Origin of the sequence: Flavobacterium sp. WV_118_3 (assembly GCF_039778605.1) — a bacterium.
In the GTDB taxonomy this organism is placed as follows: domain Bacteria; phylum Bacteroidota; class Bacteroidia; order Flavobacteriales; family Flavobacteriaceae; genus Flavobacterium.
In genome coordinates this window covers 2,580,798-2,596,650 of sequence record NZ_CP156060.1, presented here as the reverse complement: position 1 = coordinate 2,596,650, position 15,853 = coordinate 2,580,798, and the positions used below count along the sequence as shown (strand labels likewise).

At 36.5% G+C, this 15,853-nt stretch carries 13 protein-coding genes; 7 read left to right on the top strand and 6 right to left on the bottom strand.

The features are described 5' to 3' along the window. Window positions 1-108: 108 nt before the first annotated feature. The 5 genes from ABFU83_RS12135 to ABFU83_RS12115 all read right to left on the bottom strand — a co-directional run bounded on the left by ABFU83_RS12135 (window position 109) and on the right by ABFU83_RS12115 (window position 5,370). Window positions 109-1,152, bottom strand: a complete 1,044-nt coding sequence (locus ABFU83_RS12135; protein ID WP_347066251.1) for a hypothetical protein — start codon at window positions 1,150-1,152, stop codon at window positions 109-111. A gap of 144 nt (window positions 1,153-1,296) precedes the next feature. Then, window positions 1,297-2,283 carry a grasp-with-spasm system ATP-grasp peptide maturase gene (gene gwsG, locus ABFU83_RS12130; protein WP_347066250.1) on the bottom strand — a complete coding sequence of 329 codons (987 nt, stop codon included), beginning with the start codon at window positions 2,281-2,283 and terminating at the stop codon, window positions 1,297-1,299. Beyond that, complete coding sequence (locus ABFU83_RS12125; protein ID WP_347066248.1) at window positions 2,274-3,167, bottom strand: hypothetical protein; 894 nt, start codon at window positions 3,165-3,167, stop codon at window positions 2,274-2,276. The genes gwsG and ABFU83_RS12125 overlap by 10 nt, the downstream gene beginning before the upstream one ends. A gap of 41 nt (window positions 3,168-3,208) precedes the next feature. After that, window positions 3,209-3,439 carry a hypothetical protein gene (locus tag ABFU83_RS12120; RefSeq protein WP_347066247.1) on the bottom strand — a complete coding sequence of 77 codons (231 nt, stop codon included), beginning with the start codon at window positions 3,437-3,439 and terminating at the stop codon, window positions 3,209-3,211. Between the two features lie 365 nt (window positions 3,440-3,804). After that, on the bottom strand, window positions 3,805-5,370 hold the full coding sequence (locus ABFU83_RS12115; protein WP_347066245.1) for a vitamin K epoxide reductase family protein: 1,566 nt from the start codon (window positions 5,368-5,370) through the stop codon (window positions 3,805-3,807). Between the two features lie 351 nt (window positions 5,371-5,721). Here ABFU83_RS12115 and topA point away from each other — a divergent pair, with 351 nt between their 5' ends. From topA to ABFU83_RS12080, 7 genes are all read left to right on the top strand, one after another. Further along, window positions 5,722-8,256 carry a type I DNA topoisomerase gene (gene topA, locus ABFU83_RS12110; protein ID WP_347066243.1) on the top strand — a complete coding sequence of 845 codons (2,535 nt, stop codon included), beginning with the start codon at window positions 5,722-5,724 and terminating at the stop codon, window positions 8,254-8,256. A 3-nt stretch (window positions 8,257-8,259) separates the two neighbouring features. Further along, a complete protein-coding gene (locus ABFU83_RS12105) occupies window positions 8,260-9,411 on the top strand; it encodes a formimidoylglutamase (protein ID WP_347066241.1) in 1,152 nt (383 codons plus the stop codon). A gap of 163 nt (window positions 9,412-9,574) precedes the next feature. Then, a complete protein-coding gene (gldK, locus tag ABFU83_RS12100; RefSeq protein WP_136402246.1) occupies window positions 9,575-10,975 on the top strand; it encodes a gliding motility lipoprotein GldK in 1,401 nt (466 codons plus the stop codon). An 88-nt stretch (window positions 10,976-11,063) separates the two neighbouring features. Continuing rightward, window positions 11,064-11,702 carry a gliding motility protein GldL gene (gene gldL / locus ABFU83_RS12095; RefSeq protein ID WP_347070215.1) on the top strand — a complete coding sequence of 213 codons (639 nt, stop codon included), beginning with the start codon at window positions 11,064-11,066 and terminating at the stop codon, window positions 11,700-11,702. 43 nt (window positions 11,703-11,745) lie between these two features. Then, window positions 11,746-13,290: a gliding motility protein GldM gene (gldM, locus tag ABFU83_RS12090; RefSeq protein ID WP_347066240.1), complete on the top strand. Its 1,545-nt coding sequence runs from the start codon at window positions 11,746-11,748 to the stop codon at window positions 13,288-13,290. A gap of 53 nt (window positions 13,291-13,343) precedes the next feature. Further along, the gene (gene gldN / locus ABFU83_RS12085) at window positions 13,344-14,255 is read left to right on the top strand and encodes a gliding motility protein GldN (protein ID WP_136402249.1); all 912 of its coding nucleotides are present in this window, start codon (window positions 13,344-13,346) and stop codon (window positions 14,253-14,255) included. Window positions 14,256-14,320: 65 nt separating this feature from the next. After that, window positions 14,321-15,385: an FAD-dependent oxidoreductase gene (locus tag ABFU83_RS12080; RefSeq protein WP_347066238.1), complete on the top strand. Its 1,065-nt coding sequence runs from the start codon at window positions 14,321-14,323 to the stop codon at window positions 15,383-15,385. A 2-nt stretch (window positions 15,386-15,387) separates the two neighbouring features. On the opposite strand, the gene ABFU83_RS12075 is transcribed toward ABFU83_RS12080, so the two are convergent. Next, window positions 15,388-15,792: a DUF983 domain-containing protein gene (locus ABFU83_RS12075; RefSeq protein ID WP_347066237.1), complete on the bottom strand. Its 405-nt coding sequence runs from the start codon at window positions 15,790-15,792 to the stop codon at window positions 15,388-15,390. Window positions 15,793-15,853: the final 61 nt, after the last annotated feature.

Genomic DNA, 15,853 nt, shown 5'->3' with positions numbered 1-15,853 from the left:
TAAATAAGAAACCCTATAAACCGTGTTCGGCAGTTTGTAGAATTTGAAAGCTAAAATTATAAGGGAGAAAGGGAAGCGTTAATAGTAATAAAAAGTTTTTATATCTGCTTATATTGAGTTTATCCATATATCAGTATTTGTTTTTTTTACTTTTTTCAGATCTATTGAAAAAAATATCTTATTGGAAATTACTCCAATTTCTTCTAACGATTTGTAATCTTTGTCTCCTTTCCATTTCGAAATGTAGGGGTTATAGGGGCATTCCTCTTCAAAATAATAGGCTTTGTTGTTTCTTTTTTTTGGAGTTCTATTATCAATACACATATATCGGAACTCACAGTCTTTACAAATATCAATTTTATCTTTGTTAATATTCCATAAGTTTTTGTAGTTCTTGCTTTGAACTATTTCTGCCAAATCGACATTTTTAGTAAGATTTGAAAAAATACGTTTTCCTTCAATACCATTCTTGATGTTTCCATCTTTGTCAATGTATAGTTTTCGATTGTAATAAGAATTAAATCGTAGCGATTCTGAAAAGATATTGATGTTAATGAGGAAAAAAGGGCTAAAAACAGAAGGAATAGTGTCTCGTTTTTTATTGTAGAAATTAATATCCGTGATTTGTTTTATTTCTTTTTTAATACTCTTCTTAAAAGATGAAAAGCTTGTGTCAGGTTTTTTTCTAATGTGTAAATCAATTGATTTAAAGGTTGTAGTACCGATTTTTTCTTTAAGTAATGAGTATAATGCTTCCAGATTTTCGTAATTATCAATTCTAATTAATACATGTTTGCAGTTAAGTTCTTCTACTATTTTAAAATCAAAACCAGAAGTTGTTTGACTGATGTCGATGATTGTATTACTTATTAATGAAGGATTAGTCCATTTGAAATTTATTTTCGGAAATGCATCTTTGAATTCTTGAGGTATAAAAAAACAATATTCTTTTTCGATTAAATAGTTTAGCCATAATTTTTCATTGGTATCAAGTTGATCAATTATAGTGTCCCGATTCATGTTTTCAAAAGAATAAAGTTTGTTTACAATGGCTAAAGGCAAAAAATCATAAGTATTTCTAGGTAGGTCATATATACATGATCTGTTAAAGCCATTAATAACTGGAGTTTCGGCATGAAACTTTAAAATCATGGCATTTGTAAAATTAGTGGTTTGTGATACTTCATTTTTAAATAGAGATCGGTTGCGTATGATTTCGATACAATGTAGTTCTCTGAGTATATCGATTTTTGATTCGGTTCAAATTTTCCAAGCCTAAAAAACAATGGTAATGATTCAATTTGTGAGTGTTCCATATTTTGAGATTTTATTCAATTCTTTAGCGATCTGTTTTTCGAGATAATAATTACAAGGTTTTGAAACTTGTCCAAATTGCCCAATAGGGTTGACTTCCAAAAAAACGTATTCATTATTTGAAGAAACAAGCATGTCTATAGAGCCGCTGTTTAGTTTTAAGACTTTCATTAGTTTTTTTAATTTTATTTCTATAGTTGCAGGTAACTTAAATGGAGGAGTTCTATTCGGTTTTTCCTTATTATAGTTTCTAAAATCTACGGATGTTTTTGGGTCGTTTTGAGAAAATATGGCGCTTGAATAAAAAGTACCCATTAAGTAAAAAACCCGTAATTCAAATAATTTATTAATATGTTCTTGAAATAAACTGGGAAAAAAATATTCGGGTAATAAATTGAAAATTTCTTCAGTGACAATGTTTGTTATTGCGTTAAAAGATTCGGTTTTATTGTGAATGAAGATTCCCTGAGAAAAATTTTTAGTGATAATTTTTGAATGTCTTCTCATAAAATGAGAAACGGCGGTTCTTTTGGTAGCGATTATGGTATCAGGAATTTTTAAACCAATAGTAGTCGCTAGTTTCAAAACAGCTAATTTGTTAATCGTAATATCACGGTGATTATTGATTGATTTTTTACAGATATAATTTGTGAATAGTTTGTGAATTTCATTTGCTTCAACTTGCAAGTGCCTGTTGATTTGTTTACTAATGATATCGTTCTCAATAATTTTAGGAATGAAAATACTGTAATGACTTCTTCTGTACCAAAAAGCGGTGAAATCGTGCAGATTATAACTTTTTTTATTAATCGAAAATTCAATGTCAAATTTAGAATTACCAATAGTAACCGACTTATAGGTTATAGTGTCATTAACCGAGATTCGTAAAAAAGGAATATTGTAATGCCTTAACCAGTCGATTACATCATTCGTCGACAAATCATCGGGTGAACTTAAAATCAGTACCATTTAAATTCGGATTTAATTTTTTTTGCAAAATCAGGATCTTTTATAGGAATTTCGTCATTGCTTTTCCAATGATCCGGTATGTTTTTAATACTGATCAAGCCGAAAACCTGATACCCATAATGCAAATAGGAGAGGTTGTCGTAATTTCTAAAAATCATATAGTCAATCTGATCTTTTAAATAGGCTTTCTTGTAATAGGGATAAAATAAGGTCCAATAATTATCGTAATTAGCCTTGGCCTGTAGATTGTGGATTGTAACGATCCCATAACCGTTTTGAACTAAAGCAAACGATTTAGCGGTTGGTAGATTATGGTATTTTAGGCTTACATTATGTAGCGTACTGGCATTCTTGTAGAAATAGCTGGATAGTAATTCCATATTTCTTTCTTTCTGAATGGAGTCTAAACCTGGTATTTGCGAAACATTAGCGGCATAACTATTTACAAGCTGGTCTTTCATAGCCAACTCATTTAATATTCGAAGGTCAATCTGTTTTTCAAAATTATTTTTCAACCATTTTGTATGACATTTGAGATACATTTTTTTAAACCATTTTGATAAATCACCTTTCATTATGGCATTATAATACTTTTCGTCTCCAGACATATAGGCCACATTAAAACCGTATTTTTCGACTAATAGGGACAATTCCTTTTTAAAAAAAAGAATGTCGTTATGGGTAAAACTGCTATTTAATAACCTGTATTTAAAATCTGGCTCATAACCGCCGCTTTGTCCTTCCAACTTTAAAATATTTTTTTTCAGTATGGCATATTCTATTTTACTTGAAATAGAATCGTGTATAAAAACATCTCTTGTGTTTTGACTTACGGAATAGAAACAGATAAAACATAAAATGAGTGTGAAGTGTGTTTTTTTCATAAATTTTTTCGTCTCATTTTGAATGTTAATAATGCATTTTGTTAATCACACCAATCTTGTCCTACTTGTGTAGGTGTCGAATCGGAAAAAACATCAGTGCTTCCAACATTGTCTCCGCAGTCTTGTCCACCCATCGTACACTCTGTATCCCCGGTTGCTTCTGATTCCACTGGTCCTGATAACATATGACCACCATTGATTTTCTGTTGCGATTGTTTAAGAATTCTCGCATCTTCAAACTTTTCGAATAATTTTGATCCAAATTTTTCCATAACATATAGATTAGATTAATTAATGCTTTTTATCACCAGTTTTGAGGTACTCAGCAAAAAAAACAGGGTTTAGTTAGTCCATTAATATTTATTGTGGACTAGAAATTAATTCAAGAAAATAAAATAGATTGGAAGGAATAAAACTAGTTCTACCCAAATGTAGGAACAGTTTTTAAGCATTTACTAAAAGAGTACTACGCAAAGACACGCAGCAAACACGTAAAGACACTCAGTAATAGTGTGAAACGAAAATAAAGCTATAGATGTAGCGAAAAGAGAAGTGAGAATAAATAAGAAATCCTACAAGCCGCGCTCTGCGATTTGTAGGATTTGAAAGGTGAAATATAATGTAACGTTATCCGACTTTAATTCGGATTAACTAAAATGCCGACTCCTCGAAATTCCCCGATCATTTCATCGGCAAATAATATAAACTCCTGTGTTTTGTATTCATTTGGATACTGATAGCTATTGATAAAGGTAGCTGGAGTATATAAAATTCCATTGGCATCACACCAGGAACGATGGGACTGAAGCAACTGTAACTTTTCCGGACTTGGATTCCCGGATTTATGTTCCCATTCCGAAATATTCTTTTTCTCAAACCAATCCTTTAATAGGAGTAAAGCCTGTTTTGGATTCTGAGAATAGGCTTCCAATACCTCCAATACAATTTTGGTCGAAAGGTTGTCGGGTTTCTCATACGGAACACTAAAAATAAATTGGATCTGAATATCCGTTCCGTGTTTTTCCAATAACGAGAAATAGGCTTTAAAAGCGTCAGTACAATAACCGCATAAAGGATTGGTAACCGCCTGGATCGTAAGAACCGGATTATCGGAGCCAAATCGTACTTCATGATGTTGTGGAATAGGACTAGTATTCGGCAATTGTTTCTTATATAATAAGGAGGTGAAAAGTCCGTAGTTGCGTTTGAATTTAAAGAAATCCATTTCACTTTTCTTTAAAGCGATGTTTTTTTCGATTAGCACTTTTATATAGTGTATTCCTAAACCAACCAGTGTAATACATAATAACGCTTTAATCCAGTAGGTCGCGTTAAAGGTTAAAAGGAGTGGTGTTGTAAAAACAACGCCCATTTCCAAAAAAAGTAGCAAAGCAGTTGCTAAACAAAGGGCGCACCATTCTTTTAAAACAAACGCCTGACTGTATAAGGAATACAAAACGGCCGGTATTGCGGCTAATAAAGCAATTGAAAAAAAAGTGACGTCAAAACCGATAAAGAGTAAGATCGGCAATTGGGATGTAAAGAAGATACCGGTAGCGGTACTAAGTGAAATCAGTCCCAAAAAACGGACTTTAGAATTAATGATGTTCGAGCAACTCCCTTTTTCGTTTAGTGTGCTACACAAAGTGGCTGTAATTGTGTCCCGGATGCCCAATTCTTCTTTGGTGATCAGCCAGCTTATATAAATGCCGATAAGTGTCAACAAACCGATAAGTGCTGATATAAGTGAAAAGGGATAGAGTAGCGTCAGTAGTGTTAAAGCAGCAGCGATTCCTAAAACGACTAATATTTGTCTGTTTTTGGCGTTTGATGGCACCGTATTCTTTTCTACAACGATAACCGTTCCGGACCAAATCGTCTTAAAATCGGCATAGCTATATTGTTGTGATTTCTTTTCCGTGCTCTTACAACTAATGCGGTTTTGGGTTTTATGTACCGAAACAAAAATGCTTTTACCTTCCATATTGATTAAGGTCAGGAAAAACTCTGGAAGTTGTTCTAATGCTTCAACAGGGACGGTAGCGGCCAGGTTTTCAATGCCGAAATAATCGAATGTATCCGAAACCGATCGAAAACTAGGGTAATCCTCATGGGATAATAGTTGGAGATTCAGATCCTCTTTATTTAAGGAGTGTGAATTTTTGAGTAGAAAATCATTTATAAGGTTTATGAAAGAGGGCATATTGTAATTTTTTGGTAAGAAATGTGAATTATTTTTTCAAAAATCATCATAAAGTGCGTTTGTCCAAAATTTTAAATGTTAATTTTTTTAACTTTTTTGGATTATTTATAAATAAAAGTGGCGATAATGTGTAAAATGTATTCCCGGCGTTGTTTTTGGAAGTCAGGTGGGATAAGTGGTGGTTTAATTTTTTTAAATCAGGTGGTTTAAAACGACTATCGGAATGGAATAATTGCTGTTATTACGGATCGTTATTAACAAAGAAATGGGAATAAATAAATAGGTTTTAAAAAATCAAAAAATGTAATATTTAAAAAAATCATATACTTTTGCGGAACAAACAGAAGAAGTATGGCAAAGAATTTAGTGATTGTGGAGTCGCCTGCCAAGGCAAAAACGATAGAAAAATTTCTAGGAAAAGACTACCAGGTGGAATCAAGTTACGGACATATAGCCGACTTGCCATCAAAAGAAATCGGTGTAGATATTGACAACAATTTTAAACCGAAATATGAGGTTTCCTCCGATAAAAAAGCGGTAGTAAAAAAACTAAAAGATCTTTCCAAGTCAGCAGAAATTGTTTGGTTGGCTTCCGATGAAGACCGCGAGGGAGAGGCTATTGCATGGCACTTGGCGGAAGAACTAAAATTGGATCAAAGCAAGACAAAGCGTATCGTTTTTCACGAAATCACTAAAACAGCTATTCAAAAAGCAATAGAAAACCCGAGAGGAATCAATTACGACCTTGTAAATGCGCAACAGGCGCGACGTGTTCTGGATCGTTTGGTAGGATATGAATTGTCGCCGGTTCTTTGGAAAAAAGTAAAAGGGGGTTTATCAGCCGGACGGGTACAATCGGTTTCCGTACGTTTAATTGTAGAGCGCGAACGCGAAATTCAGGACTTTAAAGCGGAAGGATCTTATAGTGTTACGGCCGAATTTGCTAATGAAGCGGGAAAAGCATTTAAGGCCAAACTGCCACATAATTTCAAAACAAAACAAGAAGCGGAAAACTTCTTAAAACAAAATATAGGATCGGACTATAAAGTTTCCGATCTGGAAACAAAGCCAACCAAGAAATCGCCGGCTGCACCGTTTACCACATCAACCTTACAACAGGAGGCGGCTCGTAAGCTGTATTTTCCGGTAGGAGTAACCATGATGTTGGCGCAACGCTTGTATGAGGCCGGATTGATCACTTATATGAGAACGGATAGTGTAAACTTGTCGCAGGAAGCTATGGCGGCAGCCGAAGCAGAAATCATCCGTTCTTATGGAAAAGAATTCAGTAAGCCGAGAAACTATGCGACCAAAACAAAAGGAGCGCAGGAAGCACACGAGGCGATCCGTCCTACGGATATGTCGTTGCATTCGGTAAATATCGACCGTGATCAGGCGCGTTTGTACGACCTGATCTGGAAACGTACACTGGCGTCGCAAATGAGTGATGCGCAGTTGGAACGAACCAATGTGAAAATTGTAGCAAGCAATCATAAAGAAGTATTTGGAGCGGTAGGCGAAGTGTTACTTTTTGAAGGCTTCCTAAAAGTATACCTGGAAGGAAATGACGAGGAGGAGGAAGAACAGGAAGGAATGCTACCGGCTTTAAAAATCAACGAAAAGTTAACGAACAATTATATAACGGCAACCGAACGTTTTTCGCGACCGCCGGCACGCTATACCGAGGCGGCACTGGTAAAGAAATTGGAAGAATTAGGTATCGGACGTCCGTCGACGTATGCACCGACCATTTCAACCATTATCAACCGAAATTATGTTGAGAAAGGAAGTTTTGAAGGTCAGGAGCGTAAATATGTCCTGTTAACATTAAAAGGTAATAAAATTGCGGATCAGGAATTAAAAGAAAATTTTGGTTCGGATAAAGGAAAATTAGTCCCAACCGACATCGGGATGATAGTAAATGACTTTCTGGTTAAAAACTTCGAAACCATTTTGGATTATAACTTTACAGCCAAAGTAGAGCAGGATTTCGATGAGATAGCAGCCGGAAATGAAGATTGGGCAACCATGATGCGTGTTTTCTATGATCATTTCCATCCCACCGTGAAAAATGTCGAAGAAAATGCAGAAAGAGAATCCGGGGAACGTATTTTGGGAGTTGATCCAAAATCAGGAAAACAGGTAAGTGTTCGTTTGGGTAAATTCGGACCGATGGCACAGATCGGAGATGTGGACGATGAAGAAAAACAATTCGCCAGTTTACGACCGGAACAGAATATTGGAAACATTACATTGGAAGAAGCTTTAAATTTATTTCTGCTACCTAAAAATCTGGGTACCTATAAAGGAGAAGAAGTAGAGGTGAATAATGGCCGTTTTGGACCTTATGTTCGTTTTGGAAGTGTGTTTATTTCGTTGCCTAAAGGCGAAGAACCATTAGATGTTTCATTTGATAGAGCTGTAGAGTTGATCAAAGAAAAAGAACAAGCTGATGCGCCTATCGGGATCTATAAAAACGAACCGGTACAAAAAGGGGTGGGACGTTTTGGGCCATTTATCAAATGGAATGGAATGTTTATCAACGTAAATAAAAAATACAATTTTGATAACTTGTCACAGTCGGATATTGTAGCATTGATCGAAGAAAAATTGCAAAAAGATATCGATAAAGTACTACATAACTGGGAAGAAGAAGGTATCCGTGTTGAGAAAGCACGATGGGGACGTTCGGTAATCCTGAAAGGAAAAGTAAAAATTGAGCTTCCGAAAGATGTGGATGCGTCGAAGTTGACTTTGGATGAGGTAAAAGAGATGATCGAGAAAAAAGCACCGGCCAAAAAAACAGCTGCTAAGAAAACAACGGCCAAAAAAGCAACAACCAAGACAGCTACCAAAAAAGCAACAACAACGGCAAAAAAGAAATAAGCAATGGCATTTGATTATATTCAACCGGTAGATGCCGATTTTTTAGAATTTATACAGGGGCTAAACGTCCAGACCTTAGGTCGAAAAGTGGTATTCCATACCGAAACGGAATTTCCTAATATTGAAAGTGCTGCGATAGCTATTATCGGAGTGATAGAAAACAGAGGATTTGCCGGTCATAATGATACGATTGAACTAACCGCGATACGGAAAGCGTTTTATCAGCTTTTTCCCGGAAACTGGGGTGCCGAAATCGTAGATCTGGGGAATATTGTTGCCGGAAGTTCTTCCGAAGACACCTATTATGTATTGAAAACAGCAGTCGCACACCTGATCAAAAATAAAGTAATTCCGGTAGTGATCGGAGGTTCTCAGGATCTGACTTATGCAATCTACAGAGCATACGACCAGTTGGAGCAAATGGTAAACCTTGTTGCCATTGACAATCGTTTTGATTTTGGAAAAGAAGAAGAGCAATTGGCTGGTCATTCGTATTTGACGAAAATGATTGTTGAAGAGCCCAACAACCTCTTTAATTATAGTAATGTAGGGTATCAGACCTATTTTAACTCACAGGAAGAAATTGACCTGATCGAGAAATTGTATTTTGACGCCTATCGATTAGGAGAAATCAGTAATAATTCGACTATTGCAGAGCCGGTTTTCCGCGATGCTGATTTGGTCAGTTTGGATCTGACTTCGGTCAAATCGAGTGATTCGGGGAACTTTACTCAATTTATGCCGAATGGATTTAACGGTAAAGAAATCTGTATTCTTTCCCGTTATGCCGGGATTAGCGATAAGGTGTCTTCTTTTGGTATTTTTAATCATAACAGTACCGAAGGAGAAGCCATGTTGGTGGCGCAAATTTTATGGTACTTTATAGAAGGCTATCATTACCGTTCGAAAGAATATCCATTTGGAAGTCGGGAGGAGTATTCCCGCTATATTGTGCCGTTGGAAGACGAAGAATTGATTTTCTATAAAAGTGATAAAACGGACAGATGGTGGATAGAAATACCCTTTTTAACAAGTTTTAACAATAAATTAAAAAGAAATACGTTATTACCTTGCACATATGAGGATTATTTGGGCGCAACAAACCATGAAATCCCGGAAAGATGGTGGAAGGCGCAACGTAAAAATATGGTTTAATTAACATGTTCGTAACGTTGAATGTTTAAAAAACGTTTATTTAAACCCTAAATTGTGTTTTATTGTTTTTTTTAAGTTTTTTTTAATAAATTTTTTGCTTTTTAGAAAATAAATAAATAGGTTTACGCCCTTAAAAATATAAATACTATTAACCCAAATTTATATGAAGAAGTTCATTGCATTAACAGCTGTTGTATCCTTGTTTTTCAGCTGTGGTTCTAACGACAGAGGTGAGCTGGTAGGAGTTAAAGGAAAGAAATGGCATCCGGAAAAGCCGTATGGTATGACTTTGGTTCCTGGTGGCGCTTTTATCATGGGTAAGTCAGATGATGATTTAGCCAACGTTCAGGACGCACCGACAAAAACGGTAACAGTTCGTTCCTTTTACATGGATGAGACGGAGATTACGAATAGTGAATATCGTCAGTTTGTCGAATGGGTAAAAGATTCTACAATCCGTGTTCGTTTAGCTATCTTGGCTGATGAGCAAGGGATGAAGCCAGGTTCTGGAGGAAATAAAGGTGGAAGTATTGGAGATTTCGCTTTTAGTGACCAGGATCCTGCAAAAATGTCTGCATACGACAAATACATGTATGAGAATTATTACAGCGTAGGAACGGATGAGGATCCTTATGCTGGAAGACGTCTTAACAAAAAAGTAAAGTTACATAAAGACCCGCAAAAATACCCGGATGAGTATTATGTTGAGGTTATGGACTCTTTGTATTTGCCTGCAAGCGAGTCGTATAACGGTTTGAGAACTTTCGACGTTTCGAAGTTGAAATTCCGTTACACCTGGATGGATATTCAGGCGGCTGCTAAAGATAAAAGCACTACGAGTAGCAGATCGAAAAGAAGTAAATTTATCAAAACAGAAAATCAGTTAATCTATCCGGATACTACCGTTTGGATTAAAGACTTCGCGTATTCGTATAACGAACCAATGCACAATGATTATTTCTGGCACCAGGCTTATGGAGATTATCCAGTAGTTGGAGTTAGCTGGAAACAGGCGAAAGCTTTTTGTGCCTGGAGAACGTTAAACAAAAACTCCTATATCAAAAAGAAAAAAGGAAGAGATCAGGTGAACTCATTCCGTTTGCCAACAGAGGCAGAATGGGAATATGCTGCCAGAGGTGGTTTAGAATCTGCAACCTATCCTTGGGGAGGTCCATATGCTAAAAATGACAGAGGATGTTATTTGGCAAACTTCAAGCCAAGCCGTGGAGATTATGCTGCTGACGGTGCACTTTACACTGTTGAGGCCAAATCATACGAACCAAACGATTTCAATTTATACAACATGTCGGGTAACGTAGCCGAGTGGACGGATTCATCTTACGATGCAGCTGCTTATGACTATGTTTCGACAATGAATCCAAATGTACCGGATGCTAAAAACCAACGTAAAGTAGTTCGTGGTGGATCTTGGAAAGATGTATCGTACTACCTGCAGGTAGGTACCCGTAACTTCGAATATGCGGATACAGCGAGAAGTTATATCGGATTCAGAACGGTACAGGATTATATGGGAGCGCAAGCTACCGGAAACAGACCGAACTAAAAATTCACAAAATAATTCAACTTAACTCAATTTTAAAATTTAACCAATTTTTATTTATAATTAACTTAACTAACTAAAATTTTATTTTATTATGGCACTACCTAAAAAAGTTATGAATTTTGCCTATGGTATGGGGGCAGCAGTGGTAATCGTTGGAGCTTTATTCAAAATTATGCACTGGCCAGGTGCGAGCCCGATGCTTATTATTGGTCTTGGAGTTGAGGCGTTCATCTTCGCATTATCAGCTTTCGATCCAGTTGAAAAAGAATTAGATTGGTCTTTAGTTTACCCTGAATTAGCAGGTGGAGAAGCTAAAAAGAGAGATGTGAAAAAAGCGGATAACCCAACTGAAGCGCAAGGATTATTATCTCAGAAATTAGATAACATGTTAAAAGAAGCTAAAATTGACGGTGAGTTGATGTCAAGCTTAGGTAACAGCATCAAAAACTTCGAAGCTGCTGCTAAAGGAATCGCTCCAACTGTTGATTCAGTTGCTTCTACTAAAAAATATGCTGAAGAAATGTCATTAGCTGCGGCTCAAATGGAATCTTTAAACAGCATGTACAAAGTACAATTAGAAAGTGCTACTCGTAATGCAGAGATCAACAAAGAAGTTGCTGAAAACAACTTGAAATTAAAAGATCAAATGCAATCATTGACTGCAAACTTATCTTCATTAAACAACGTTTACGGCGGAATGCTTTCTGCAATGAGCAACAGAAACTAATTAGTTGCATTATTTATTAATCTTTAAAACTAATTAGAAAGAAATGGCAGGAGGAAAATTAACCCCTAGACAGAAGATGATTAACCTGATGTACCTGGTTTTCATCGCAATGTTGGCATTAAACATGTCAAAAGAAGTATTATCCGCTTTTGGTTTGATGAACGAAAAATTCGAAACAGCTAATACAGCTGCTACAGAAACGAATTCACTTACATTAGGCGCGTTAGGTACGAAAGCTGCTGATAACCCGACGCAATTTGGAGAAGCTAAGAAAAAAGCAGATCAGGTAGCGGTTATTACTAAAAATTTCTACGATTATATCGGAAAATTAAAAGCTGATGCAACCGCAGGAGTTGAAAAAAACAAAGACGGAAAATTGCCTTACGAAGCAATGGATAAAGGTGACAAAATCGACGAAGGTTGGTTTAGTGGTGACGGATATTCTGCTAAAGGAAAAGAAATCGTTAGCACTATGGACAAGTACAGAGCTGATATGAAAGCAGTGCTTGGAAATGATCCAAAATACAAAGCAATCATTGCTGAAATCGATTCTAAATTCAATACAGCTGATGTAAAAGACGGAGAAGGTGTCACTAAAAAATATTTAGATTACAACTACAAAGGATTCCCATCAATCGCTTCTTTAACGAAGTTATCAGCATTGCAGAATGATGTAAAAGTTATCGAAGCAGAACTTTACAACGCATTTTTAGGAAACACTGCAATGGCAGCGGCTTCTATGAAAAACTATAAAGCGTTCGTAATGATGGATAAATCAGCGTTCTTCCAGGGAGAACAAGTTACAGGACGAGTAGTATTAGGTCGTTATGACGAATCTACTGTGCCAAAAGCAGTTTCTGTAAACGGTGCTACTACTTCAATTGAAAACGGATCTGCAGTATTCAAAATGGCTGCTGGAAGCGTTGGAGATAAAGATATCAAAGGTAAGTTTACTTTCATGGAAGATAACAAACCGGTTGAAATCGAAATCGCAGGTAACTATGTTGTAGTTCCTAAGCCAAACCAGGCTATCGTTTCTGCTGATAAAATGAAAGTTGTTTACCGTGGTGTACCAAACCCTATTTCGGTTTCTGTACCAGGTATCTCTTCTGATAAAGTAAAAGCGTCTGCTCCAGGTATGGCTGCTGCTGGAAAACCAGGTCAGTATAACCTTACTCCAGGTGCTGGAAGTGATGTAACGATCAACGTTACGGCTACTATGCCTGACGGAAAATCATTCAGCAGTAAAGAAGTATTCCGTATTAAAGGATTACCTTCTCCAACTGGAAAAATCCGTGGTGAAGTTGCTGCTAAAGGAGCGAAATCTAACTTAGAGGTTTGTACAATCTCTGCTGAATTAGAAGATTTCGACTTCCCGGTTACTGTTAACGTTACACAATTTAACATCAAAGTTCCAGGTCAGCCAACTATCGTGGTTTCCGGAAACAAAATGGATGCACGTGCAAAGGCAGCAATTGCTAAAGCGAGCAGAGGTGATATCGTTGTTATCTCTGAGATCAAAGCTAAATTCGTTGGTTTGGATCAAATGCCAAAAAGAGTTGCACCTTGTACATTTGAAGTACAATAAAAACGACCAGGTTTGAGTTTATAATTACTTAAATAGTATATAAAGAATAAAAAATGAATTGGAGAAATTTTTCATTAGTAATTGCATTTACTTTTAGCTCAATTGCAACTTTTGCACAGTCTAATCTTTTAAATGCAAAAACCCCGGCTGAAATCGGTAAAAAAACCGCAGCACAATTAAATGCAGATAACGACAAGCCGCTACCATACGGATATGTGGATGACCGTGATGTATTAATGGGGAAAAAGATTTGGGAAATTATCGACCTTGATGAAAGAGTTAACTTCCCGTTATATTACCCTATAGAAGGAAACTTAGGTCCGGATAGAAAACCATTATACGATGTGTTGGTAGAAGGAATTAAGTCAGGTAAGCTTACCGAAATCTATGATGATAGTTATTTTACAACTAAAAAATCATTAAAAGATATCGAAGCTTCCCTATTCAGAATCGATACAACTGATGCCGGTAAAGAGCAGTACAACAGCTTCACGGCAAAACAGAAAAAAGCAGGTGCTAAAATTTCTGAAGAGTATATCAACAAAACAGAAATCGCAGCTGTTCACGTATCCGATTATAAAGTTGTAGGATACTGGTATTTCGACACCCGTCAGGGCGAATTAAAATACCGTATTTTAGGAATTTGCCCAATTGTTCCGGACGTGTATACAATGGACAAAGAGGAGAAAGAATACATCGAATTGTTTTGGGTTTACTTCCCATCGGCAAGAGATGTATTACACGCCAGCAAAGCCTTTAACGATAAAAACTCGGCAATGCCAATTACGTTCGACCACCTGTTAAATTCAAGACGTTTCAACGGTGTGATTTACAGAGAAGAAAACGTTTATGGAGACAGACAAATTGACGAGTACGTAAAAGAAAATGCACAGATGCAATTATTGGAATCAGAACGTGTAAAAGAAAAAATCCGCAATTTCGAGCAGGATATGTGGAATTACTAAAAAATAATTTCTCCAATTTCATAAAAACTCTTACCCAACCGGTAAGAGTTTTTTATTTTTGTAGTATGGTAGATTATTTGATTGTAGGTTCCGGAATTGCCGGTATTTGTTTCGCAGAAACATTATTGCAAAACGGAAAAACCTTTAGGGTTTTGGAAGATAATTCCACATCGTCGTCGCGAGTGGCGGGAGGATTGTATAATCCGGTTATTTTAAAACGTTTTAGCCAGGTTTGGATGGCTACGGAGCAATTGGACTACGGTTTGCCTTTTTATGCGGCTATTGCCAAAAGAATCGGTGCGGAATTTGATTTTAAAATACCGATCTACCGGAAGTTTGCTTCCATAGAAGAACAGAACAATTGGTTTCATGCGGCCGATAAACCGAATCTGGCTCCGTATCTTTCATCTGATATCATCCATCGGAAATACCAATCGATTACATCCGATTTCGGTTTTGGTGAAGTACGTATGACGGGTTATGTCGATACGGCCGTACTATTGAATTCCTATAATGATTACCTCGACGAAAACAACTTGTTACTTAAAACACATTTCGACCATTCGAAATTGGTAATCAATGATGATTTTGTGCAATATGAGACACTATCCGCGCGGCATATCGTTTTTGCCGAAGGTTTCGGGATGATTCACAATCCGTTTTTTAATCATCTGCCATTAGATGGAACCAAAGGCGAATTACTGGTCATTAAAGCGCCGGATTTAAATCTGGATGTAGTTTTAAAATCCAGTATTTTTATCCTTCCTATCGGTAACGATTTGTTTAAAGTAGGGGCGACCTATAATTGGGATGATAAAACCGATTTGCCTACCGAAGCCGGAAAACAGGAATTAGTAGAAGAGCTGAAAACGCTGATCGATTGCGAATTTGAAATTGTCGACCATTTTGCCGGTGTACGACCAACGGTAAAAGACCGGCGTCCGCTCATCGGAACGCATCATGTATATCCTAATGTACACCTGTTAAACGGGCTGGGAACCCGTGGCGTAATGTTAGGGCCATTTCTGGCGGATAAACTCTTTGAATCGATCGAACAGAAAACAGCATTAGATGCTCAAATTGACATCAAACGTTTTTATAAAAAATTAGGAATCCGTTTGGATTCCTAAGCTTATATTGTGTCGTTTTTATCGATATGTTGTCTCCAGTTTTTGTCATAATGCACAAAAATGTTAATCCAGATGTTTCGGGACAAACGCATGATTACCGGCATAAAAACGATTAAGGTTGCTATAATAGCTATAAATGCAGTTTTAAGACTGGTTCCCAGAAAAATATGGGAAATAACAAAAGCAGCTACTCCAAAAGCGATACCAACACCATAACTCACATACATGGCACCGTAAAAAAAAGAGGGTTCGATTTTATAATAGATTCCGCAATGACTGCATTTTTCGTGCATGGTAAAAACATGGCTTAGTTTATACGGATTTTTCTCTACATACATGTTTTCTTCCTGGCATTTTGGGCAACTACCCGTTAAAATGCTGTTGAGTTTGCTTCCTTTTTTAAACATTTGTAAAAATTTTTGTAAAGGTACATCTTTAAAAAATTACCTTTGTAACCTTTGTAACAAA

Coding starts and splice junctions, on each gene's coding strand:
- ABFU83_RS12135 (WP_347066251.1), bottom strand. CDS start 1,152: ATGATTTTAAAGTTTCATGCCGAAACTCCAGTTATTAATGGCTTTAAC.
- gwsG (WP_347066250.1), bottom strand. CDS start 2,283: ATGGTACTGATTTTAAGTTCACCCGATGATTTGTCGACGAATGATGTA.
- ABFU83_RS12125 (WP_347066248.1), bottom strand. CDS start 3,167: ATGAAAAAAACACACTTCACACTCATTTTATGTTTTATCTGTTTCTAT.
- ABFU83_RS12120 (WP_347066247.1), bottom strand. CDS start 3,439: ATGGAAAAATTTGGATCAAAATTATTCGAAAAGTTTGAAGATGCGAGA.
- ABFU83_RS12115 (WP_347066245.1), bottom strand. CDS start 5,370: ATGCCCTCTTTCATAAACCTTATAAATGATTTTCTACTCAAAAATTCA.
- topA (WP_347066243.1), top strand. CDS start 5,722: ATGGCAAAGAATTTAGTGATTGTGGAGTCGCCTGCCAAGGCAAAAACG.
- ABFU83_RS12105 (WP_347066241.1), top strand. CDS start 8,260: ATGGCATTTGATTATATTCAACCGGTAGATGCCGATTTTTTAGAATTT.
- gldK (WP_136402246.1), top strand. CDS start 9,575: ATGAAGAAGTTCATTGCATTAACAGCTGTTGTATCCTTGTTTTTCAGC.
- gldM (WP_347066240.1), top strand. CDS start 11,746: ATGGCAGGAGGAAAATTAACCCCTAGACAGAAGATGATTAACCTGATG.
- gldN (WP_136402249.1), top strand. CDS start 13,344: ATGAATTGGAGAAATTTTTCATTAGTAATTGCATTTACTTTTAGCTCA.
- ABFU83_RS12080 (WP_347066238.1), top strand. CDS start 14,321: ATGGTAGATTATTTGATTGTAGGTTCCGGAATTGCCGGTATTTGTTTC.
- ABFU83_RS12075 (WP_347066237.1), bottom strand. CDS start 15,792: ATGTTTAAAAAAGGAAGCAAACTCAACAGCATTTTAACGGGTAGTTGC.